The following is a 22,132-nucleotide window of genomic DNA, read 5'->3' on the forward strand; positions in this document are numbered from 1 at the left end:
GTTTGTTTCTCGTGTTTCTCGAGCCCGCCGCAGACCCGGCCGCAGATGGCGGCCCTCCGCAGCCCGGAACGTCGCCGGGGCGCCGGACGCTCCTCGCCCCTCTGGGCGAGGAGCGTGTCAAAGACGGCCCGCCGCCTTCAGCGCGAGATACGCGTCGGCCAGCGCCGGCGCCAGATCGTCCGGAGCGGCGTCGACGACCGTGACCCCGTGGCGCCGGAGCTGCTCGGCAGTACGGTCCCGCTCCGCCTGCGCACGAGCAGCAGCCGCCGCTTCGTACACCGCATCGGTGTTGCCGCGTGCCCGCGCCATGGCGGCGACATGCGGATCGGCCACCGATGCGACGAGGACCGTGTGCCGCTGGGTGAGCCGGGGCAGGACGGGCAGCAGCCCCTCCTCGACCGGGGCCGCGTCGAGCGTCGTGAGCAGCACGACCAGGGAGCGCCGGGGAGCCGTGCGCAGCGCCGCGGCGGTGAGGCCCCGGGCGTCGGTCTCGACCAGTGCCGGTTCCACTGCCGCCATCGCCTCCACCAGGGAGGGAAGCACATCGCGTGCGGTGCGGCCCTGGACGAGCGCACGCAGCCGGCGGTCGTAGGCGAGCAGGTCCACCCGGTCACCGGCCCGGGAAGCCAGGGCACCGAGCAGCAGAGCCGCGTCCATGGCGGCGTCCAGACGCGGTACGTCCCCGACGCGCCCCGCGGAGGTGCGTCCGGTGTCCAGCACCAGCAGAATGTGCCGGTCGCGTTCGGGGCGCCAAGTGCGGACGGCGACCGCGGACTGGCGTGCCGTCGCCCGCCAGTCGATGGAGCGGGTGTCGTCGCCGGGGATGTACTCCCGCAGACTGTCGAACTCGGTACCCTCGCCGCGTTGCAGCACACTCGTCCTGCCGTCCAGCTCACGGAGCCGGGCGAGCCTGGACGGCAGATGCTTGCGGCTGGTGAACGGCGGGAGCACGCGCACGGTCCACGGAACCCGGTGGGCGCCCTGGCGGGAGAAGAGCCCGAGCGGGCCGAACGAACGGATGGTGACCCGGTCGGCCTGCCGGTCACCCCGCCGGGTGGGACGCAGGCGGGTGGTGACGCGGCGCCGCTCACCCGGCGGCACGGTGACGCGGTGCCGGGAGGCCGCGATCTCGGTCCCCGCCTGCCAACTGCTCGGCGGCCAGGCGTCGCGCAGCTGTGCGCGCAGCGGCCTGCGGGACGGATTGGTGATCGTCAGGGTGACGTCCGCGGTGTCGCCGAGACGGACCGAGGCGTCGCCGGAGCGCTCCAGCACCAGCCGGCGTACCGGGGCGGCCAGCGCCGCGTCGAGGGCGCAGGCCAGGGCCAGCGACCCGTCCACCGCGAGCAGGCCCGCCCAGCCCGGGCCCCAGACGCCCACGGGGACGGAGCCGAGTGCCGCGAGCAGCGCGGCGCGTCCGGTGAATGCCATCAGCGGGGAGCAGGGACGTGGGCGAGGATCGCGTTGATGACGGAGTCGGCCGTGACCCCCTCCATCTCCGCCTCCGGGCGCAGTTGCACGCGGTGGCGGAGGGCGGGCAGCGCCAGGGCCTTGACGTCGTCGGGCGTGACGTAGTCGCGGCCGGTCAGCCAGGCCCAGGCCCGCGCGGCGGCGAGCAGCGCGGTGGCGCCGCGCGGGGACACGCCCAGGGTCACCGAGGGCGACTCGCGGGTGGCCCGGCAGATGTCCACGACGTACGCGGTGATCTGCGGCGACACGGTCGTCCCGGCGACCGCGGACCGGGCCGCCTCCAGGTCGGCCGCGGACGCCACGGGCCCGACCCCGGCGGCCTTGAGATCGCGCGGGTCGAATCCCGCCGCGTGGCGGGCGAGGACGTCGATCTCGTCCTGGCGGGAAGGCAGGGGGATGGTGAGCTTGAGGAGGAAGCGGTCCAGCTGTGCTTCCGGGAGGGGGTACGTGCCCTCGTACTCGACCGGGTTCTGGGTGGCGGCCACCAGGAACGGCTCCGGCAGCGGGCGCGGGCTGCCGTCGACGGTGACCTGCCGTTCCTCCATGGCTTCGAGCAGCGACGACTGGGTCTTCGGGGGAGTGCGGTTGATCTCGTCCGCGAGGAGGAGGTTGGTGAAGACCGGACCCGGCTGGAAGGAGAACTCGGCGGTGCGCGCGTCGTAGACCAGCGAGCCCGTGACATCGCTCGGCATCAGGTCCGGGGTGAACTGAACGCGTTTGGTGTCGAGCTCGAGAGTGGCGGCGAGCGCGCGGACGAGGAGTGTCTTCGCGACCCCGGGGACGCCCTCGAGCAGGACGTGCCCGCGGCACAGAAGGGCCACGACGAGTCCGGTCACGGCGGGGTCCTGGCCGACCACGGCCTTGGCGATCTCGGCGCGCAGCGCCTCCAGAGCGGCGCGGACGCCGTCCGGCCGTCCGCTCTGCCCGGCATTGTCAGTGGTCGGGTCCATCATGGACGGCGTACCTCTCTTTCGAGGGCGTCGAGTCGGTCGGCGAGGGAGATGAGGGCTGCGTCGTCGCCGGGCGGCGGGCCGAAGAGGAGGGAGTGCAGAGCCTGCCCGTCGCCGTGCGGGTGGGCGGACAGGGCGGGGAGCAGGGCTTCGGGCGTGTGAGCCCGGGACACGGGTACGCCCACGAGGGGTGCGAGGCGCGTGCGGGTGCCGGAGCGCAGTGCGGCGGCAGCGCGGTCGCGGGCGTCGGCCTTGCGGTAGAGGCGCGCTCGGCCCTCGACGGTCTCGGAGGCGCGTACGGCCACGGGGAGGTCCTCGGCCACCAGAGGGCCGAGCCGGCGGGCCCGCCACAGAGCGGCCAGGGCCGCCGCGACGAAGAGTTGCAGCGTGCCCCAGAGCCATCCGGAGGGGAGCAGGTCCAGGAAGGACTTCTGATCGTCCGCAGCGGTGCCGCCGGCGTCGGACAGGGAGGGGAGGAACCAGACCAGATGGGGGCGGGAGCCGAGGAGTTGGAGGGCGAGCGAGGCGTTGCCCTGCTTGCCGAGGCGGTTGTTGTAGAGGATGTCCGGCGCGCCCAGGACGACCGTGTCCCCGTTTCCGGCCGACGGGAGGAGCAGCAGGGTGGGCAGCCGCCTGCTGGGGTAGCACGTGTCGGCGTCCAGGTGGAGCGTGCTGTAGCGGATGCCGCCGGTGTCGGCGGTGCCGGCGCGGTCGGCGGCGGGCAGATCGCAGTGCGGGGCGAGCGCCGAGCCGAAGCTAGTGGCGGGATCCGCGGTGACGCCCGGGGCGAGGGTCTCCACGGACGTGCTGCCGGGGGCGACGAGGACGGTCCGGCCGCCCGAGGCGGCGGTGGCGGCGTGCAGCCGCGACTGCTGGGCGGGCGTCAGCAGATCGGGGACGGCGACCAGCAGCGTGGTGTCCGCGTCGGCCGCGTCACCCGCTTTGCCCACCGTGGTCACCACGCGTGTGTCGACGCCGCGGTCGGCGAGCAGCGCGGCGACCGCGCGGCTGCCGTAGGGGTCCGTGGAACGGGGGTCGAGCGCGCCGTGCCGTTCACCCGAGCGGACCACGGCGATCGCGACGGCCCCTGCCAGCAGCAGCACCAGGGCCAGGACGATGCCCCGGGTCCGGGTGAGGAGCTGGCGCGCGGTGGGGGAGGCGGAGGTGGCCGGCGGTGCGGCGTCGGCGGTCATTGCGCGGCTCCCGGACGATCGGCGGCCGTCGTGGCGGCGTTGCCGCCCGCGAATCGGGGCCTGCTGCCCTCCAGGTCGCGGTCGAGCGCGGCGACGCGGCGGTACGACTCCTCGGTCGCGCTGCGGCCGCCGTACGTGACGTCGTCGAACTCCCGGGCGGCGGCGCGCAACGCGTCGGTGTGGCCGGGCAGGGCGCGGCCCGCCTCCGCGGCCGCCTCGACCGCGGTACGGCCCGGCCGTACGTCGAGCAGCGCACGTTCCTCCAGCGAGCGGACGACGGCGCGCACACGTTCCTGGAGGGCCTGCGTCCAGTGCCCCTGCGCGGCGTGCGCCTCGGCGGTGGCCCGGTGGTCGGCGGCGCTGCGCGGGCGGTCGTCGAACAGGGCGGCCGCGGAGACGGGCGTGCGGTGCGGGGTGCCGAGCCGCCACCAGAGAGCGGCCAGCACCGCGACGACGGCGACGATGACGACGGCCAGGCCCACCGCCCCGCCCGGAGCGGCGGCCGAGGCGGCGCCGAGCAGCCGGTCCAGCCAGTCCCAGAAGGCGTTCACAGCACGGTGCAGCAGGCCGGGGTCGTTCTCGTGGTACATCCGCTTGGACAGCTCGCGCCGGGCCGCCTCCCGCGCCGGATCGCGGCCGACGGTGATCGGTGGTTCGTCGCCGGAGCGAGCCAGGGACAGCAGAGGCGCGTCGAAAAGGTGCCGCAGGGTCCCCGCGGCCGCGGCGCGGGCCTGCGCCGCGGCCCGCAGCACGGTGCGGGTGGCGTGCGGCAGCGCCGGCGCCGCTGCGAGAACTCCCCCCGCCGGCGTCACCGGATCAGCTCCCGGGGGTGGCGGCGCCGGGACCCTGCACGCCGGCGGCGCGGGCCAGGTCGAGGTCGAGGGCCTCCCGGCGGATGCGCTGGTCGATGTAGAGGAGGACGGTGACGCCGGCCGTGATCGGGAAGGTGACCATGGAGGCGATGACCGAGCCGAGGCCGCTGACGATCAGGAAGGTCCAGCCGAGGTCTCCCGCGGTGAACAGCCCCGACACGCCGTCTCCGCCGAGCGCCGCGCCGATGAAGCCGAACGGGATGCCGATGATCGCGGCGACGACGTTCGCGATGAAGAAGGCGAGCAGCTGGATGCCGAAGACGCGCCACCAGGAGCCGTGGACCAGCTTCGCCGAGCGGCCCAGCGACTTCCGGATGCCCTGCTTCTCCAGCATCAGCGCGGGAGAGGCGAGGGAGAGGCGCACGAGCACCCACAACGCGACGACGGACGCCGCGAGCCCGCCGAGGAGCAGGAGGCCCGCACCGGCGGCGGCGTTGCCGAAGGCGGACACCAGGATCCCGGGCGCGAGCGCGGCCGCTCCGATGCCGATCCCGATCAGCATGAGCAGGATGACCAGGCCGAACAGGCGGGGAAGCTGCGGGCGGGCGTCCCGCCAGGCCTCCCGGGTCGTCACCGGCCTGCCGAGCACCGCCCGGCTGGTGACCGTGGTGAGCAGCGCCGTCGCGAAGACCCTGCCGATCATCGAGATCACGGAGACCGCGGCGAGGGCGAGCATGGCGTCGCCCAGGGCCTGCAGCACCTCGCTCGCGGAGGCGGCGGGGTCGTCCAGGGCCTGCGCGCCGAGTGCGTCGTCCAGGAACAGGCCCTGGACCAGGACGGCCGCGAGTTCGGTGACGACGGCGACGGTCAGCGTGATGCCCAGGACCGTCCGCCAGTGGGTGCGCATGGTCGAGACCGCGCCGTCGAGGATCTCGCCGAGACCGAGGGGGCGCAGCGGGATCACACCGGGTTTGGCCGCGGGTGGGGGGCCGCCCCAGCCGGCGCCCCAGGCGCTGTGGCCGCCGGGTCCGGCAGGACCGCCGTAGCCCGGGTAACCGCCGGGTGGGGCGGCCGGGGGCCGGCCTCCCCAGCCCGGGCCGGGCTGCGGGGCGTTGGGGGCGGGGTGGGACGGGTCTGCCGGTGCCGACCACCGGGCCGGCGGCGGCTGCTCCGTCGACCACTGCGCGCCCCGATCCTGCGCGCCCGCGTCCGGTGCGGGAGGACCGTCCCCGTGGGGCGCCCGGTCCTGCGGAGCCTGCGGCTGCGGGGGCCGAGCCGACCCGGGAGGTGCGGGCGCGGAGGGCTCCTGCCCGTCGGACGGCGCGGATCCGGGCGAGGCCCAGCCCGGAGTGTCGTTCATCATCGCTCCTTCACGGTGCCCGGTCGCGGTCGCGGCGGCAGGTTGCCAGACATCGTGCCATGGGGTGGTCATCGGGGTATCGGCCGCGGTCGGGACGGCGCACCTTCAATTGTCGGCCCGATCCGGGGCAGACTGGCCGCATGGCTGATCAGTACGCGCAATCCGGCGAGGACAAGCAGCCCCCCGGGGTCCCCGCGATCCGTTGGGAGGAGCCGCCCGAAGGGCCCGTGGTGGTCCTGCTGGACCAGACGAGGCTGCCGACCGAGGAGGTCGAGCTGGTCTGCACGGACGCGCCCGCGCTGGTGGAGGCGATCCGCTCGCTCGCCGTGCGCGGGGCGCCGCTGCTCGGCATCGCGGGCGCCTACGGCGTCGCGCTCGCCGCCGCCCGGGGGTTCGAGGTGGAGGAGGCCGCGAACGCGCTGTCGGCGGCGCGGCCCACCGCGGTCAACCTCTCCCGGGGGGTGCGGCGCGCCCAGGACGCCCACCGGGCCGCGCTCGCCCGGAGCGGCGACCAGGAGGAGGCCGCCCTTGCGGCCCTGGACGCGGCCCGCGCCCTGCACCGGGAGGACGCCGAGGCCAGCGCCCGCATGGCGGAGCACGGGCTGCTGCTGCTCGACGAACTGCTGCCGGGCGGCAGCCACCGCCTCCTCACGCACTGCAACAGCGGCGCGCTCGTCTCCGGCGGCGAGGGGACGGCGTTCGCCGTGGCGCTCGCCGCGCACCGGGCAGGGCGGCTGCGCCGGCTGTGGGTGGACGAGACGCGGCCGCTGCTGCAGGGGGCCCGACTCACCGCCTACGAGGCCGCACGCAACGGTATGGCGTACACGCTGCTCACCGACAACGCGGCGGGTTCGCTGTTCGCGGCGGGCGAGGTGGACGCGGTGCTGATCGGAGCGGACCGGATCGCCGCCGACGGCTCGGTGGCGAACAAGGTGGGCAGCTATCCGCTGGCCGTGCTCGCGCGCTACCACCACGTGCCGTTCATCGTCGTGGCACCAGTGACCACCGTGGACCCGGACACCCCGGACGGGGCGTCCATCGAAGTGGAACAGCGTCCCGGGCACGAGGTCACCGAGATCATGGCGCCGCAGGCGCCGATTTCAGGCGTCGGCGGCGGGATTCCGGTCGCACCGCTGGGGACGCAGGCGTACAACCCGGCGTTCGACGTGACGCCGCCCGAGCTGGTGACGGCCGTCGTCACCGAGGAGGGCGCGGTCTCACCGGTCACGGCCGAGGGCCTGGCCGAGCTGTGCGCCCGGGCGCGCGGGCCGGTGCTCGGCTAGGGTCTGTCGAAGGGGCGGCTTCCGCGGCACCGCGGCAGCCGCGCCCTCCGCGCAATGGCACACCGGGCCCGGACGGGTCGGGCCTTCCGACGGAGGCAGCCCGCCCGGATGCGGGAGCGTGCCGGACACCGCTTTTCGGCCACTCGGCCGCCCGGAGAGGGGCCGTTCCGCGGCCGGGAGCGTGCCCGTGCGGGACGTCCGCGACGTACGGCGGTGGCCGTGGGCAGACAGTGACGGGTGGGTACGACTATCGTCACGGGCCAGTGACCTCTCTCACCAGCGCCCCGGTCACCGTTACGAGAATGGGATGATGTCGTTTATGAAGGGACGAGTCCTCGTCGTCGACGACGACACCGCACTGGCCGAGATGCTCGGCATCGTGCTGCGTGGTGAAGGTTTTGAGCCGTCTTTCGTGGCTGACGGCGACAAGGCGCTGGCCGCGTTCCGGGAGACCAAGCCCGACCTGGTGCTGCTGGACCTGATGCTGCCGGGCCGGGACGGCATCGAGGTGTGCCGCCTGATCAGGGCGGAGTCCGGGGTGCCGATCGTGATGCTGACGGCCAAGAGCGACACCGTGGACGTCGTCGTCGGCCTGGAGTCGGGCGCCGACGACTACATCGTGAAGCCGTTCAAGCCCAAGGAGCTGGTGGCCCGCATCCGGGCGCGGCTGCGCAGGTCGGAGGAGCCGGCGCCGGAGCAGCTGGCCATCGGCGACCTCGTCATCGACGTCGCCGGCCACTCCGTGAAGCGGGACGGCCAGTCCATCGCGCTCACTCCGCTGGAGTTCGACCTGCTGGTCGCCCTCGCGCGCAAGCCGTGGCAGGTGTTCACCCGAGAGGTGCTCCTGGAGCAGGTGTGGGGCTACCGGCACGCCGCCGACACCCGCCTGGTCAACGTGCACGTGCAGCGGCTGCGCTCCAAGGTCGAGAAGGACCCGGAGCGCCCGGAGATCGTGGTGACCGTCCGCGGTGTCGGCTACAAGGCCGGGCCGAGCTGACATGTCCGGGGACAGTGCCGCTACGGCGTCCGGCCGGTCCGGGGGCCGCGCCGGGCGGCCTGTCGGCCGGACGGCCGCCGGCTCCCGCTGGGGACATTTCCTGGAGGGCGGGCTGCTGCAGGGCGGAGTGCAGGGCAGCCCGGTCATCCGCCTGCTTCTGCGCTGGGTCCGCCGCCCGCTGCTGCCGGTCATACGCCTGTGGCGGCGCAACATCCAGCTCAAGGTCGTCGCCACCACGCTGCTGATGTCCCTGGGAGTGGTGCTGCTGCTCGGCTTCGTCGTCATCGGCCAGGTCCGCAACGGGCTCCTGGACGCCAAGGTGAAGGCCTCGCAGAGCCAGGCCACCGGCGGTTTCGCGGCGGCGAAGCAGCGCGCCGACGAGGCCGCGGCCGGCAGCGCCGACGACGGCTCCGGCGTGGACGGGCGCGCCCAGCAGAACGTCATCGAGTGGATGAGCAACCTCGTGGCGTCGCTCTCCAGCGGCGGACAGGGCGCCTTCGACGTGGTGACGCTGCCCGCGGGCGGTGACAGCGCCGGCGGACGCGGGCCGCGCGCCTCCGGGTTCGTCGATCCCAACGTCAGCGTGCCCGAAGGACTGCGCGAGCGGATCGACACCAGCACGGTGGCCGCCCAGAGCTACACGCGCATCGTCTACCTCGACGGCAGCCCCTCCCAGCCCGGACTCGTCATCGGCAAGCAGGTCAACGACCCCAACGGCGACTCGTACCAGCTGTACTACCTCTTCCCGCTGACCCAGGAGGAGAAGTCCCTCAGCCTGGTCAAGGGCACGCTGGCGACCGCCGGGTTGTTCGTCGTGGTGCTGCTGGGGGCCATCGCCTGGCTGGTCGTGCGGCAGGTCGTCACACCGGTGCGGATGGCCGCGGGGATCGCCGAGCGGCTGTCCGCGGGCCGGCTCCAGGAGCGGATGAAGGTCGCCGGTGAGGACGACATCGCCCGACTGGGCGAGGCGTTCAACAAGATGGCGCAGAACCTCCAGCTGAAGATCAACCAGTTGGAGGAGCTGTCCCGGATGCAGCGCCGGTTCGTGTCGGACGTCTCCCACGAACTGCGCACCCCGCTGACCACCGTGCGTATGGCGGCGGACGTCATCCACGAGGCACGGGAGGACTTCGACCCGGTCACCGCGCGGTCCGCGGAACTGCTCGCCGACCAGCTGGACCGGTTCGAGTCGCTGCTCGCCGACCTGCTGGAGATCAGCCGCTTCGACGCCGGTGCGGCCGCGCTGGAGGCCGAGCCGGTCGACCTGCGCGAGGTGGTGCGGCAGGTCGTCGGCGGGGCCGCACCGCTGGCCGAACGCAAGGGCACGCACATACGCGTGGTCGGCGACCAGCAGCCCGTGGTCGCCGAGGCCGACGCGCGACGCGTGGAGCGCGTACTGCGCAACCTCGTCGTCAACGCCGTCGAGCACGGCGAGGGCAGAGACGTCGTCGTCAAGCTCGCCGCGGCGGGTGGCGCGGTCGCGGTCGCGGTGCGCGACTACGGCGTCGGACTCAAGCCGGGTGAGGCGACCCGCGTCTTCAGCCGCTTCTGGCGCGCCGACCCGGCCCGCGCGCGGACCACCGGGGGAACCGGTCTGGGGCTGTCCATCGCACTGGAGGACGCGCGGCTGCACGGCGGCTGGCTCCAGGCCTGGGGCGAGCCGGGCGGCGGCTCGCAGTTCCGGCTGACGCTGCCGCGCACCGCCGACGAGGCGCTGCGCGGATCGCCCATACCGCTGGAGCCGAAGGACTCGCGGCGAAACCGCGGCCTCGACGCGGCCGGCGTGCCGCGCGGCGGCGAGAAGACCGCCACCGTGCCGGCCCAGACGACCGCGGAGCAGGCGCCCTCCCTGGCGTCCCGCCCGCCGATACCGCCGCGCCTGGCCTCCGTGACGCCCGCGGCCGACCCGACGGCGCTCCCCGGCAACGGCGCCCGGGTGGTGCCCAGGCCGGCCGCGCAGCTCGGGCAGTCCACCCGGTCCGAGACGCACGCGCGGTTCGGCGGCGCCGTGACTCCGGCGCAGCGCGAGAGCCCCGGCGAGAGCACGGAGACCGGGAAGGCCGAGGAGACCTGGGTGACCGGGGTGACCGAGGAGACCGGGGTGACCGGGGAGACCGCGGATGTCGCCCGGAGCGCACAGCGGGAACGGTACGAGCAGTCGCAGCAGCAAGGGGAGGCATTTCGTGGGCGCTGACCGCAAGGGGGGCGGCCGGCGGGCGCCGATGCGCATGCTGGGCGGCGCCGCCTGCGGCGTCGTGCTGCTGGCGGGGTGCGCCACGATGCCCGACAGCGGCGATCTGCGCGGGGTGGAGTCCACGCCGCGGCAGGACTCCCAGGTGCGGGTGTTCGCCATGCCGCCCCGGAAGGACGCCCTGCCCCTGGAGATCGTGCAGGGCTTCCTGGAGGCCCTGACCAGCGACGACCCGAAGTACGCGACGGCCCGCCTGTACCTTGCGGGCACCACCGCCCACATCTGGGACCCGGAGAACTCCACCACGGTCCTCGCGGACGGCCCCGCGGTCCGCTCCGACCGCACCGGCGGCGGTCGGCCGGACGGCGACGAGGCCTCGATCATGCTGACCGGCAGCAGGGTGGCGCAGGTCGACGCACAGCAGTCCTACACACCCGACTCAGGCCCCTACAACAAGTCGGTGCACCTCACGCGGGACAAGAAGACCAAGCAGTGGCGCATCGACAAGCTGCCGCAGGGCGTCGTCATGGGCAAGTCGGACTTCCAGCGCAACTACATGTCCGTCGACAAGTACTACTACGCCTCCGAGGCCGGTGCGCCGAGCGGGGAGGCGACCGCCGTCGCCGATCCCGTCTACGTGCGCCGGCGCGTGGAACCCATGACGCACGTCGTGCGTTCCGTGCTGGACGGTCCCACCAGCTGGCTCCGGCCGGTGGTGCGGTCGCGCTTCCCGGCCGGGACGGCGCTGCGGAAGAACGCCGTGCTGACGCCGGACGACCAGAACAGACTGACCGTGCCGCTCAACGACAAGGCGGCTCGGGTGGGGCACGCGCAGTGCGACGAGATGGCGGCACAGCTGCTGTTCACGCTGCACAACCTCACCCCCGCGGTGGACGAGGTCGAGCTGCGCTCCGGCAACCGGCGGCTGTGCTCGCTCACCGAGGACCAGGCCGACACCGTCGCCGCCCGCGGCTCGCAGAAGCACGCCGAGTACCTGTACTTCCTCGACAGCAGGCACCGCCTGGTGCGCCTGGCCACCGGCAGCGGCGGCACCAAGGCCGACCCGGTTCCGGGAGCACTGGGCGACGGCGCCGTGAAGCTGCGTTCGGTCGCCGTGACGCGGGACGAGCAGACCGCCGCGGGGGTCAGCGACGACGCCCGCAACCTGTACGTCACCTCGCTCTCCTCGGGCAGCCCGCTCGGCGCGCCGGTGCTGAAGAGCACCGGCGCGACCGCCGGCGACCGGCTGACCGCGCCCAGCTGGGACATCCGCGGCGATCTGTGGGTCGCCGACCGCAACCGCGACCAGTCGCGGCTGTACGTGCTGGAGCAGGGGCACGGAGAGCCCGTGCCGGTGAGCACACCGGGGCTGGACGGCCGCATCCGGGAGGTGCGCGTCGCCGCCGACGGGGTGCGGATCGCACTCGTGGTGGAGACGGGCAACCAGCAGTCGCTGCTCATCGGCCGCATCGAGCGCGGTGCCCGCGAGGACGGCGACGCCCCCCGGGTGTCCGTCCTCGACCTGCGGTCACCGGCGCCGAAGCTGGAGGAGATCAGCGCGATGTCGTGGGCCGGGGACAGCCGGCTCGTCGTGGTCGGGCGTGAACGGGACGGCGTGCGGCAGATGCGGTACGTGCAGGTCGACGGTTCTCCACCGCCCGCGCAGGCACCGGCGGCGCCGAGCGGCGTGCAGGACATCGCGGCGTCCGAGGACGAACGGATGCCGCTGGTCGCCTACTCGGAGGACGACGGCATCGTGCGGCTGCCCTCCGGAGCGCAGTGGGAGAAGGTCGTCAGGAACGGATCGTCGCCGGTCTATCCGGGGTGAACCCGCCCGCGGAAGGCCAGGGCGGTCATGGCGGAGGACGCCCGGGCCGGGAACGGTCCGGGTGACCCGCTCCGCGGGAAGCCCGTCCCGGCCCCGCCGTCCGGCGGGACGGCCCTTCGCATTCCCCTGTCCTGTTGCGACTTTCCGTAGCCCTCACGCTTTCGGTGGAAGCGCCGCGGTGATTTCCGGGCGTTTTCCACAGAGCGTTTTCCACAGGGGTGGTGCGCGTACGGCGCCCTCGGCACAGTGGGCGTATGCGGCGCTGGTGGCAGGACCTGACCGACCTGGTGGTGCCGGTCGAGTGCGGAGGCTGCGGCAGGCCCCGTACGGTGCTCTGCGCCGAATGCGGCGCCGCCCTGAGAGGCACCGGACCAGGCCGGGTGCGGCCGTCGCCGGAGCCCGCGGGCCTGCCGGTGGTGCACGCCTCCGCCCGGTACGCGGACCAGGTGCGGGCGGTCCTGCTGGCCCACAAGGAGCGCGGCGCGCTCACCCTCGCCCGTCCGCTGGGCGCGGCCCTTGCCGGGGCGGTGCGGGCAGGGCGGGAAGCGGGCGCAGCCGGGGCGCCGGTCCTGCTGGTGCCCGTACCGTCCGCTCGACGGGCGGTACGGGCACGCGGGCACGACCCGGTGCGCAGGATCGCGCTCGCCACGGCGGGCGCGCTGCGGCGGGGCGGGGTCCCGGCACGGGTGTCGGCCGTGCTGCGGCAGCAGCGCGACGTGGCCGACCAGTCCGGGCTCGCCGCCGCGCAGCGCCTGGAGAACCTCGCGGGCGCGCTGTCGGTGGCGCGGGGTGGTGAGCGGCTTCTCGCCGGCGGTGAGGTGGTCCTGGTGGACGACCTCATGACGACGGGCGCCTCCTTGGCGGAGGCGGCGCGTGCCGTGCGGGAGGCGGTGAGCCCGCGGGAGGCCGTGCGGGGGAGACGGCAGGCCGTGCGGGGAGAGGATGCGGGGCCGGCACCGATGCCGTGCGGCGGGGGCACCCCGGAGGACGGCCCCTCGGACGGCTCGAGCGGCCCGGCCGGCGGAGCTGTCGGACCGGGGTCGGAGGCGCAGGCCGGGACCTGTGATCAGCGCGTGTACGCGGGAGCAGGCCGGGCACCAGGACGGGAACAGCGGGCCGAAGCGGCGGGAGGGAGATGCGCGGGGCGGCCGGAAGGGGCCGGGCCGCCGGACGCGAGTGGACGGGGACCAAGGCTCCGCGCGGCCGTGGTCGCGGCGTCCCCCGATGCTTTCGAAACAAACTGGAACTGACTGCGAACTTGCGTCGTTGCAGGTAATGAGAGGACTAATTCACCTGAACGGAGGTACGTCACGGTAGAGGGTGACGACATCCGGCCGGGCGAGATATGTTCGGTTGTGAGGGAAAGCCGCAGGCCATACCTCTTCTTCATCGAATGCCGTGCTGTGGGTTTCCCGCAATCACCCGCGGCTCCGGGATGGGTGTCCCGCCCGCGGGGCAGGAGGAGGTGGACGTCACCGAGTCCGAGGTTCCGGTACTCGCCGGGGCCTGGTGCAAGAGGGAGATGCTCCGCCGCTGGAGCGGAGCGATCCGGGAACGGAGTTCTGCGTGGACATCGTCGTCAAGGGCCGCAAGACCGAGGTGCCCGAGCGGTTCCGCAAGCACGTGGCCGAGAAGCTGAACCTGGAGAAGATCCAGAAGCTCGACGGCAAGGTGATCAGCCTCGACGTCGAGGTGTCCAAGGAGCCCAACCCCCGACAGGCCGACCGCTCCGACCGAGTGGAGATCACGCTCCGCTCCCGCGGTCCGGTGATCCGGGCGGAGGCAGCGGCCAGCGACCCGTACGCGGCGCTCGACCTGGCGGCCGAGAAGCTGGGTGCCCGGCTGCGCAAGCAGCACGACAAGCGCTACACGCGCCGCGGGTCCCGACGGCTCACGGCAGCAGAGGTCCCCGACCACGTCCCGGGAGTGGCGACACTCAACGGAAACGGCCACCCCGTCCCGGCGGAGGAGCCGGACAGCGTGCCCACCAAGAAGATCGGCTCGCTCGAGGTGCAGGGCGACGGCCCACTCGTGGTCCGCGAGAAGAACCACGTCGCCGCACCGATGACGCTCAACCAGGCCCTGTACGAGATGGAACTGGTCGGACACGACTTCTACCTCTTCGTCGACTCCGAGACCAAGGAGCCCAGCGTCGTCTACCGGCGCCACGCCTACGACTACGGCGTGATCCACCTCCGGACCGACACGATGGTCACCGAAGGGCACTCTCCCGAGGCGGGTGCGCCGCTGGGCGGCTGACCTGCCCGGACGACAGCTGATCCGGTGCCCCTGGAGTGCGCGGTTGCGCCCCGGGGGCACCGGTGTGCGCCCCCCTGGACCACCCTGATGTGACCGGGCTGCCGTCCAGGCGTGGAATCATGGCGGCAACGGCCCAACCGGTGGGTCGTTGCCTTGGGTTGGCGATGGCTCAGGACCGCAGGCCGCAGCCTTCAGGGGGAGGAACGATGGCGGACAGCTTCGGACCGATGCAGGACGAGGATGCCGACGGTGGCGTCGTCGGCATGGGCCCGGACGCCGGCGCTCCGCGTCAGGAGCCGATCAGAGTGCTCGTCGTGGACGACCACGCTCTGTTCCGCCGCGGCCTGGAGATCGTGCTCGCCGCCGAGGAGGACATCCAGGTCATCGGGGAGGCGGGGGACGGAGCCGAAGCCGTCGACAAGGCCGCAGACCTGCTGCCCGACATCATCCTGATGGATGTGCGGATGCCGAAGCGGGGCGGGATCGAGGCATGCACCTCCATCAAGGAGGTGGCCCCCAGCGCCAAGATCATCATGTTGACGATCAGCGACGAGGAGGCAGACCTCTACGACGCGATCAAGGCCGGCGCCACCGGGTACCTGCTGAAGGAGATCTCCACGGACGAGGTGGCCACCGCCATCCGCGCGGTGGCGGACGGCCAGTCGCAGATCAGCCCCTCCATGGCGTCCAAGCTGCTCACCGAGTTCAAGTCGATGATCCAGCGCACCGACGAACGGCGGCTGGTGCCGGCCCCCCGGCTGACCGACCGTGAGCTGGAGGTGCTCAAGCTGGTGGCCACCGGAATGAACAACCGGGACATCGCCAAGGAGTTGTTCATCTCCGAGAACACCGTCAAGAACCACGTGCGCAACATCCTGGAGAAGCTGCAACTGCACTCCAGGATGGAGGCCGTGGTCTACGCGATGCGGGAGAAGATCCTCGAGATCCGCTGAGATCGGTCAGGTCGGTCAGATCGATCGGGCCGGTCACGCCGTCGCGGAGGCGAGCTCCCGGACGAGCGGCTCACGCAACTCCGGCGCGTCGACCCGCTCCACGCGCACGTCCGTGCAGTCCACCCAGCTCGCTCCCTCGACGAGGGCACGGGCCACCGCGGGGACCGCCCTGGCACCGTCCAGAGTGACCTGCCGGGCGACGAGGGTGCGGCCCTGCCGGGCCGGATCGACCCGCCCCACGAGTCTCCCGCCCGCCAGCACCGGCATCGCGAAGTAGCCGTGGATCCGTTTGTGCTTGGGGACGTAGGCCTCCAGCCGGTGCGTGAAACCGAAGATCCGCTCCGTGCGTGCCCGCTCCCAGATCAGCGAGTCGAACGGGGACAGCAGCGTGGTCCGGTGCCGGCCGCGCGGCGGTGAGGCGAGTGCGGCCGGGTCCGCCCAGGCCGGTCTGTCCCAACCCTCCACCGTGACCGGCACCAGGCCCGAATCGGCGATCACCGCGTCCACCTGCTCCCCCTTCAGACGGTGGTAGTCGGCGATGTCCGCACGCGTGCCGACGCCCAGGGACTGCCCGGCCAGGCCGACCAGGCGGCGCAGGCACACGTCGTCCTCCGGCTCCTCCCGCAGCAGCGCCTCGGGGATCGCCCGCTCGGCGAGGTCGTAGACCCGCTTCCAGCCGCGGCGCTCGACGCACACCACCTCGCCGTACATCAGCGCACGCTCCACGGCGACCTTCGCGCCCGACCAGTCCCACCACTCGCTGGTCCGTTTCGCACCGCCCAGCTCGGTGGCCGTGAGCGGGCCCTCGGCGCGGAGCTGCTTCACGACCCGCTCGTAGGCGCCGTCGGGCAGTTCGTGGTTCCAGTGCGGGCGGTTGCGGTAGGCGCGGCGGCGGAAGGCGAAGTGCGGCCACTCCTCCACCGGCAGGATGCAGGCCGCGTGCGACCAGTACTCGAAGGCCTGCCCGCCCTTCCAGTAGACGTCCTCGACCGACCTGCGGGCCATCGCGCCGAGCCGGGCGTACGGGACCAGCTCGTGCGAGCGGGCGAGGACCGAGATGGTGTCGAGCTGGACCGCACCGAGGTGGCGCAGGACACCGCGCACGCCCCGGCGGCGGTCGGGTGCGCCGAGGAGGCCCTGCGCGCGGAGGGCGATGCGGCGGGCCTCGTCTGCGGAGAGTTCAGTGCTGGGGCGCGCGAGCGTGGTCATGGGTTCGGACGATACGGGGTGGCACTGACACCGGCGGCACGGCCACCGAGGTGGCCCGACGCCCGCGGACCCGGCCCGCGGACGGCAGGCCCTCTGACGGCGGGCCCCCGGACGGCGCACGTGGCGGGCGCGAGCCGCGTCGGATCGCCCGGTGCCGGACCGCTCGATGCCGGGCCCGGAGGCCAGCGGCCCTCTTGCAGGACCGCGAAGAACATAACGGGGGCCGGCGCTGCGGACGGCCCGGTCACCCCTGCGGTGACCGGGCCGGCAGGTAGGGCGTCGCCGACTCCAGGCCCAGGTCCGAGGGGAGCAGGGAGCCCACCCAGCAGTCCCGGCGGGAGCCCCTGTGGTCGAGTGCGGCGCGCAGCGTGCCCTCCAGGGTGAAGCCGGCCCGCCGGGCGACCGCTCGGGAGGCGTGGTTGCCGACCTCGGCGCGCCATTCCACCCGGTCCACCGGCAGGGCGGCGAACGCCCAGCGGGACGCGGCCACCGCGGCCTCTGCGGTGTAGCCGCGGCCGCGGTGCTCCTTGACCGCCCAGAAACCGATCTCGGCCGTGCCCGGCGGCCGCATGGTGAGCCCGAGCATGCCGGTCAGCTCCCGGCCGCCGGGGAGGAAGACGCCGAAGGTGAACATCGAGTCCGCCGCCCAGCCGTCGGGGACGAGCTGCTGTGTGAAGCTCCGCGCGTGCTCCGGAAGGTAGGGGGAGGGGACCGTGGTCCAGCGCTGGATGTCGGCGTCCTGGGCCGCGGCGTGCACCGCGTCGGTGTCCTCGGGGCCCACCGTGCGCAGCAGGAGGCGGTCGGTGGTGAGCGTGACGGGTTCCATCGGCCGATTCTGCTCGGGCCGGTCCGGCCCGCGCCATCTTTTTGCCGCCCGTGAGCGGCTGATCACACTTCGCGCAATTCGTCGCCGTGGTCCGGCACCATCCGCGGGCCCCGTCCGTTGTGCTGGTGAAGACGATTTGCAGCAGCCGACAACGACGGTGGACAGTCCTCGTCGCGGCAGGCCTCCCGGCACCCGGGGGTCCTCGCATACGATGGCCGTTGCCCAGTGAGTCAAATGCAAACCGACCGTCCCAGGCCCGACCGGCAAGGAGACCAACCCCCGTGTCCGTCCTCTCGAAGATCATGCGTGCAGGCGAAGGCAAGATCCTGCGCAAGCTGCACCGCATCGCGGACCAGGTCAACTCCATCGAAGAGGACTTCGTCGACCTCTCCGACGCCGAGCTGCGGGCCCTCACCGACGAGTACAGGCAGCGGTACGCCGACGGTGAGAGCCTGGACGACCTGCTCCCCGAAGCGTTCGCCACGGTGCGCGAGGCGGCCAAGCGCGTCCTCGGCCAGCGCCACTACGACGTCCAGATGATGGGCGGCGCCGCCCTCCACCTCGGCTACGTCGCCGAGATGAAGACCGGCGAGGGCAAGACGCTCGTCAGCACCCTGCCGGCCTATCTGAACGGCCTCTCCGGCGACGGCGTCCACATCATCACGGTCAACGACTACCTGGCCGAGCGCGACTCCGAGATGATGGGCCGCGTCCACAAGTTCCTGGGCCTGGAGGTCGGCTGCATCCTGGCCAACATGACCCCGGCGCAGCGCCGCGAGCAGTACGCCTGCGACATCACCTACGGCACCAACAACGAGTTCGGCTTCGACTACCTGCGCGACAACATGGCGTGGTCGAAGGACGAGCTGGTGCAGCGCGGGCACAACTTCGCGATCGTCGACGAGGTCGACTCCATCCTGATCGACGAGGCCCGTACGCCGCTGATCATCTCCGGCCCGGCGGACCAGGCCACCAAGTGGTACGGCGACTTCGCCAAGCTGGTCAGGCGCCTCAAGCGCGGCGAGGCCGGCAACCCGCTCAAGGGCGTCGAGGAGACCGGCGACTACGACGTCGACGAGAAGAAGCGCACCGTCGCCATCCACGAGCCGGGCGTCGCCAAGGTCGAGGACTGGCTCGGCATCGACAACCTCTACGAGTCGGTGAACACCCCGCTCGTCGGCTACCTGAACAACGCCATCAAGGCCAAGGAGCTCTTCAAGGCCGACAAGGACTACGTCGTCATCGACAACGAGGTCATGATCGTCGACGAGCACACCGGCCGCATCCTCGCCGGCCGCCGCTACAACGAGGGCATGCACCAGGCCATCGAGGCCAAGGAAGCCGTGCCGATCAAGGACGAGAACCAGACCCTCGCCACGATCACCCTGCAGAACTTCTTCCGCCTCTACGAGAAGCTCTCCGGCATGACCGGTACGGCGATGACCGAGGCCGCCGAGTTCCACCAGATCTACAAGCTCGGCGTGGTCCCCATCCCGACCAACCGGCCCATGGTGCGCGCGGACCAGTCGGACCTGATCTACCGCACCGAGGTCGCCAAGTTCGAGGCGGTCGTCGACGACATCGCGGAGAAGCACGAGAAGGGGCAGCCGATCCTCGTCGGCACCACGTCCGTCGAGAAGTCGGAGTACCTCTCGCAGCAGCTCAGCAAGCGGGGCATCCAGCACGAGGTGCTCAACGCCAAGCAGCACGAGCGTGAGGCGTCGATCGTCGCGCAGGCCGGCCGCAAGGGCGCCGTGACCGTGGCCACCAACATGGCCGGCCGCGGTACCGACATCAAGCTCGGCGGCAACCCCGAGGACCTCGCCGAGGCGGAGCTGCGCCAGCGCGGCCTCGACCCGGAGGAGCACATCGAGGAGTGGGCCGCCGCCCTGCCCGCCGCCCTGGAGAAGGCCGAGCAGGCCGTCAAGGCCGAGAAGGACGAGGTCGAGGAGCTGGGCGGCCTGTACGTGCTGGGCACCGAGCGGCACGAGTCGCGCCGTATCGACAACCAGCTTCGCGGTCGTTCCGGCCGTCAGGGCGACCCCGGCGAGTCCCGCTTCTACCTGTCGCTCGGCGACGACCTGATGCGGCTGTTCAAGGCCCAGATGGTCGAGCGCGTGATGGCGATGGCGAACGTCCCCGACGACGTGCCGATCGAGAACAAGATGGTCACGCGGGCCATCGCCTCCGCCCAGTCGCAGGTGGAGACGCAGAACTTCGAGACCCGCAAGAACGTCCTCAAGTACGACGAGGTCCTCAACCGGCAGCGCGAGGTCATCTACGGTGAGCGCCGCCGCGTACTCGAGGGCGAGGACCTGCACGAGCAGGTCCAGCACTTCATGGACGACACCATCGACGCCTACGTCGGCGCCGAGACCGCCGAGGGCTTCCCCGAGGACTGGGACCTGGACCGGCTGTGGGGCGCCTTCAAGCAGCTCTACCCCGGCAAGGTGACCGTCGAGGAACTGGAGGAGGCGGCCGGCGACCGGGCCGGGCTGACCGCCGAGTTCATCTCCGAGTCCATCAAGGACGACATCCACGAGCAGTACGAGGCACGCGAGGAGCACCTCGGCTCCGAGATCATGCGCGAGCTGGAGCGCCGGGTCGTGCTGTCCGTCCTGGACCGCAAGTGGCGCGAGCACCTCTACGAGATGGACTACCTCCAGGAGGGCATCGGCCTGCGCGCGATGGCGCAGAAGGACCCCCTGGTGGAGTACCAGCGCGAGGGCTTCGACATGTTCACCGCGATGATGGAGGGCATCAAGGAGGAGTCCGTCGGCTATCTGTTCAACCTGGAGGTCCAGGTCGAGCAGCAGGTCGAGGAAGTTCCCGTGGAGGAAGCCCAGCCGGCCGCGGAGGGCGCCCAGGACGCCGTTCCCGCGCAGGCCGGGGCGCGCCCGGAGATCCGCGCCAAGGGCCTCGACGCTCCGCAGCAGCGCAACCTGCACTTCACCGCCCCGACCGTGGACGGCGAGGGCGGTGTCGTGGAGGGCGACTTCGCCAGCGACGGCGAGCCGGTCCGCTCCCAGGCCGACGGCCTGACCCGTGCGGAGCGCCGCAAGCAGTCCCGGGGCGGTCGGCGCCGCAAGAAGTGACAGGCGCCCGTCGCCTGACCGGCCGGGGGCCGGGCACCTGAGGGTGCCCGGCCCCCGGCCGTTTCCGGTCCCCGCGGTGCCGACGCGTTCCGCACGCGTTCCGCACGCGTTTTCCGCACGGTCGGCCGGCGCCGGCCTGCTTGCGCAGGCCGGCAGGGCCGCGGATTGGTCGCCGTGGGGGTCAGCCGCCGTGGCGGTCAGCCGCTGTGGGGGGTCAGCCGCCGTGGGGGCGCGTCCGGCGTGGTCCGCCCAGTTCCACCGCGGTGCAGCGCCACCGCAGGTTCGGGCCCCGCTCCAGACGGAAGGCCATCGCACGCAGTCGGTCGCCGGCACCGATCCTCGCGAACACCTCCAGAACGCCGGGCCGCGGCTCGTAGTAGCCGATGTCCCGGACGACCGGGCGGACACCGCGGGTGGTGCGCAGCGGACCGCGTTCGGCGAGCCGGACGAGTTCGTCGTAGGCGCGGCCCGCGGTGTGGCGGAGCATCGCGTGCACGGGACGCTGGCCGCTCAGGACGGCGAGGAGGAGGTCCGCGAAGACATCGCTGGGCCGGGGCGGCGGCACCGTCCCGGCGGTGGCGGTGGCGGTGGCGGTGGCGGTTGGGGCGGAGGTGCGGGTGGCTGCGGCGGGAGGGGCGTGCCGGGCGGCCCCCTCCGGCTCGGGGAGCCTCCGCGTCGCCCTGCGGTCCCCCGGGGAGCCCGGAGGGCGGCCGCCCGGCGCCTGCGCGCCTGCCGTGCCCGCCCCGGGGTCGCGGGGCGGGGCCCCGCCCGGGCGGCGGGTGTCGCGGCGGCCCGGCGGGCGGGTGCCGCGGTGGAGCTGCGCCCTGGTCATCACCTTGTGCATGTCGATCCCCGTTCCCGTGAACCCGGCCGAACGCGCCCGCCGGGTGGTGACTCCCTGTGATGGATCTTGTACGGGGAGTCGCCGGTCGGCGGCAAGGTGGGCCCGCGGGCCGCCGGGCGGCGCGGGAGGTTCACCTATCAGGGTGGGCGGCGGCGCCCCGGCCCCTGTGCCGCGGCGCGGCGGAGGGTGAATCCGCGGCGCGGTGTGGACGCGCTGCCGACCGGGGACAGCGCCCCGAAAGGGGACCCGCGCACGTATCCTGAAGGCCCCCGGAGGAGCCGAACCGTCCTCCCGGGATTCCGCGGACCCCCTCACGACCACGAAAGCGGCCTGCCATGCGCGTCTACGTCCCCCTGACCCTCCCCCGCCTCGCCGAGGCGCACCGGACGGGCGAGCTGGGGACCGGACCGGTCGTCGCGTACGCCGTCACGCCCGCCCTGCGCGAGTGGTGCGTCTCCGACGACATCGAGGAGCTGGAGTACGTGGCGCTGAACCGGGCCGCGCTGGCTTCGCTGCGCCTGCTCGCGGCGGACCCGCAGGCGGTGCGGCGCAGAGTCGTGGTCGCCGTGGACGTCCCCGACCGGGAGGCCGGCCCCGACCCCGAGGGGCTCGATCCGGCGGCACTCGGGCGGGTGCGGGTGACCGGCGCCGTGCCGCTGGCGAAGGCGGCATCGGTGCACGTCGACGCCGAGGACGCGGAGACCGACGTGGCCGCGGCGGCGCGGGCGCTCCCGGCTGCGGACGGCGGGGACGGCGACGCGCAGTCCGCGGTGGACGGCGTCGAGGACCACGAACTGCTGTGGTTCGCCACCCAGGAGATCCCCGGCCTGGTCGGCCCGGCGGACTGAGGCCGCGCAGCCGATCC

At 73.2% G+C, this 22,132-nt stretch carries 17 protein-coding genes; 9 read left to right on the forward strand and 8 right to left on the reverse strand.

The genetic code is table 11. The features are described 5' to 3' along the window. Window positions 1-117 precede the first annotated feature (117 nt). Genes ACL02U_RS30235 through ACL02U_RS30255 form a run of 5 tightly spaced genes read right to left on the reverse strand, consistent with a single transcriptional unit; the run spans window position 118 to window position 5,782 of the window. The gene (locus ACL02U_RS30235; protein WP_412794181.1) at window positions 118-1,428 is read right to left on the reverse strand and encodes a DUF58 domain-containing protein; all 1,311 of its coding nucleotides are present in this window, start codon (window positions 1,426-1,428) and stop codon (window positions 118-120) included. Then, on the reverse strand, window positions 1,428-2,417 hold the full coding sequence (locus ACL02U_RS30240) for an AAA family ATPase (protein ID WP_412794182.1): 990 nt from the start codon (window positions 2,415-2,417) through the stop codon (window positions 1,428-1,430). Before ACL02U_RS30240 ends, ACL02U_RS30235 begins: the two co-directional genes overlap by 1 nt. Continuing rightward, window positions 2,417-3,610: a DUF4350 domain-containing protein gene (locus ACL02U_RS30245; RefSeq protein WP_412794183.1), complete on the reverse strand. Its 1,194-nt coding sequence runs from the start codon at window positions 3,608-3,610 to the stop codon at window positions 2,417-2,419. The genes ACL02U_RS30240 and ACL02U_RS30245 overlap by 1 nt, the downstream gene beginning before the upstream one ends. After that, window positions 3,607-4,422 (reverse strand): DUF4129 domain-containing protein, encoded by an 816-nt coding sequence (locus tag ACL02U_RS30250; protein WP_412794184.1) that lies wholly within the window; start codon window positions 4,420-4,422, stop codon window positions 3,607-3,609. Before ACL02U_RS30250 ends, ACL02U_RS30245 begins: the two co-directional genes overlap by 4 nt. A gap of 4 nt (window positions 4,423-4,426) precedes the next feature. Next, on the reverse strand, window positions 4,427-5,782 hold the full coding sequence (locus ACL02U_RS30255; RefSeq protein WP_412794185.1) for a hypothetical protein: 1,356 nt from the start codon (window positions 5,780-5,782) through the stop codon (window positions 4,427-4,429). Between the two features lie 140 nt (window positions 5,783-5,922). Between ACL02U_RS30255 and mtnA the strand changes: the two genes are divergently transcribed. The 7 genes from mtnA to ACL02U_RS30290 all read left to right on the forward strand — a co-directional run bounded on the left by mtnA (window position 5,923) and on the right by ACL02U_RS30290 (window position 15,293). Continuing rightward, window positions 5,923-7,065 (forward strand): S-methyl-5-thioribose-1-phosphate isomerase, encoded by a 1,143-nt coding sequence (mtnA, locus tag ACL02U_RS30260; protein WP_412794186.1) that lies wholly within the window; start codon window positions 5,923-5,925, stop codon window positions 7,063-7,065. Between the two features lie 307 nt (window positions 7,066-7,372). Then, on the forward strand, window positions 7,373-8,062 hold the full coding sequence (gene mtrA / locus ACL02U_RS30265; protein WP_015659998.1) for a two-component system response regulator MtrA: 690 nt from the start codon (window positions 7,373-7,375) through the stop codon (window positions 8,060-8,062). A 1-nt stretch (window position 8,063) separates the two neighbouring features. Then, window positions 8,064-10,256 carry an MtrAB system histidine kinase MtrB gene (gene mtrB / locus ACL02U_RS30270; protein WP_412794187.1) on the forward strand — a complete coding sequence of 731 codons (2,193 nt, stop codon included), beginning with the start codon at window positions 8,064-8,066 and terminating at the stop codon, window positions 10,254-10,256. Further along, window positions 10,246-12,081 carry an LpqB family beta-propeller domain-containing protein gene (locus ACL02U_RS30275; protein ID WP_412794188.1) on the forward strand — a complete coding sequence of 612 codons (1,836 nt, stop codon included), beginning with the start codon at window positions 10,246-10,248 and terminating at the stop codon, window positions 12,079-12,081. Before mtrB ends, ACL02U_RS30275 begins: the two co-directional genes overlap by 11 nt. Window positions 12,082-12,335: 254 nt before the next feature. Continuing rightward, window positions 12,336-13,331 carry a ComF family protein gene (locus tag ACL02U_RS30280; protein ID WP_412794189.1) on the forward strand — a complete coding sequence of 332 codons (996 nt, stop codon included), beginning with the start codon at window positions 12,336-12,338 and terminating at the stop codon, window positions 13,329-13,331. A gap of 316 nt (window positions 13,332-13,647) precedes the next feature. Next, complete coding sequence (hpf, locus tag ACL02U_RS30285; RefSeq protein ID WP_412794190.1) at window positions 13,648-14,340, forward strand: ribosome hibernation-promoting factor, HPF/YfiA family; 693 nt, start codon at window positions 13,648-13,650, stop codon at window positions 14,338-14,340. Window positions 14,341-14,546: 206 nt separating this feature from the next. Then, window positions 14,547-15,293, forward strand: coding sequence for a response regulator (locus tag ACL02U_RS30290; RefSeq protein WP_412794191.1), 747 nt, complete (start codon window positions 14,547-14,549; stop codon window positions 15,291-15,293). A gap of 33 nt (window positions 15,294-15,326) precedes the next feature. Here the strand turns inward: ACL02U_RS30290 and ACL02U_RS30295 are convergent, their stop codons facing one another. Continuing rightward, window positions 15,327-16,502: a winged helix-turn-helix domain-containing protein gene (locus ACL02U_RS30295; protein ID WP_412794192.1), complete on the reverse strand. Its 1,176-nt coding sequence runs from the start codon at window positions 16,500-16,502 to the stop codon at window positions 15,327-15,329. A gap of 244 nt (window positions 16,503-16,746) precedes the next feature. Further along, the gene (locus ACL02U_RS30300; RefSeq protein WP_412794193.1) at window positions 16,747-17,328 is read right to left on the reverse strand and encodes a GNAT family N-acetyltransferase; all 582 of its coding nucleotides are present in this window, start codon (window positions 17,326-17,328) and stop codon (window positions 16,747-16,749) included. 281 nt (window positions 17,329-17,609) lie between these two features. Here ACL02U_RS30300 and secA point away from each other — a divergent pair, with 281 nt between their 5' ends. Then, window positions 17,610-20,423 carry a preprotein translocase subunit SecA gene (gene secA, locus ACL02U_RS30305; RefSeq protein ID WP_412794194.1) on the forward strand — a complete coding sequence of 938 codons (2,814 nt, stop codon included), beginning with the start codon at window positions 17,610-17,612 and terminating at the stop codon, window positions 20,421-20,423. A 214-nt stretch (window positions 20,424-20,637) separates the two neighbouring features. On the opposite strand, the gene ACL02U_RS30310 is transcribed toward secA, so the two are convergent. Next, window positions 20,638-21,267, reverse strand: coding sequence for an Rv3235 family protein (locus ACL02U_RS30310; protein ID WP_412794195.1), 630 nt, complete (start codon window positions 21,265-21,267; stop codon window positions 20,638-20,640). A gap of 335 nt (window positions 21,268-21,602) precedes the next feature. Between ACL02U_RS30310 and ACL02U_RS30315 the strand changes: the two genes are divergently transcribed. After that, window positions 21,603-22,115: a DUF6912 family protein gene (locus ACL02U_RS30315; protein ID WP_412794196.1), complete on the forward strand. Its 513-nt coding sequence runs from the start codon at window positions 21,603-21,605 to the stop codon at window positions 22,113-22,115. The last annotated feature ends 17 nt before the right edge of the window (window positions 22,116-22,132 follow it).

The organism is Streptomyces sp. MS06, from assembly GCF_047200655.1.
Classification (GTDB): Bacteria; Actinomycetota; Actinomycetes; order Streptomycetales; family Streptomycetaceae; genus Streptomyces.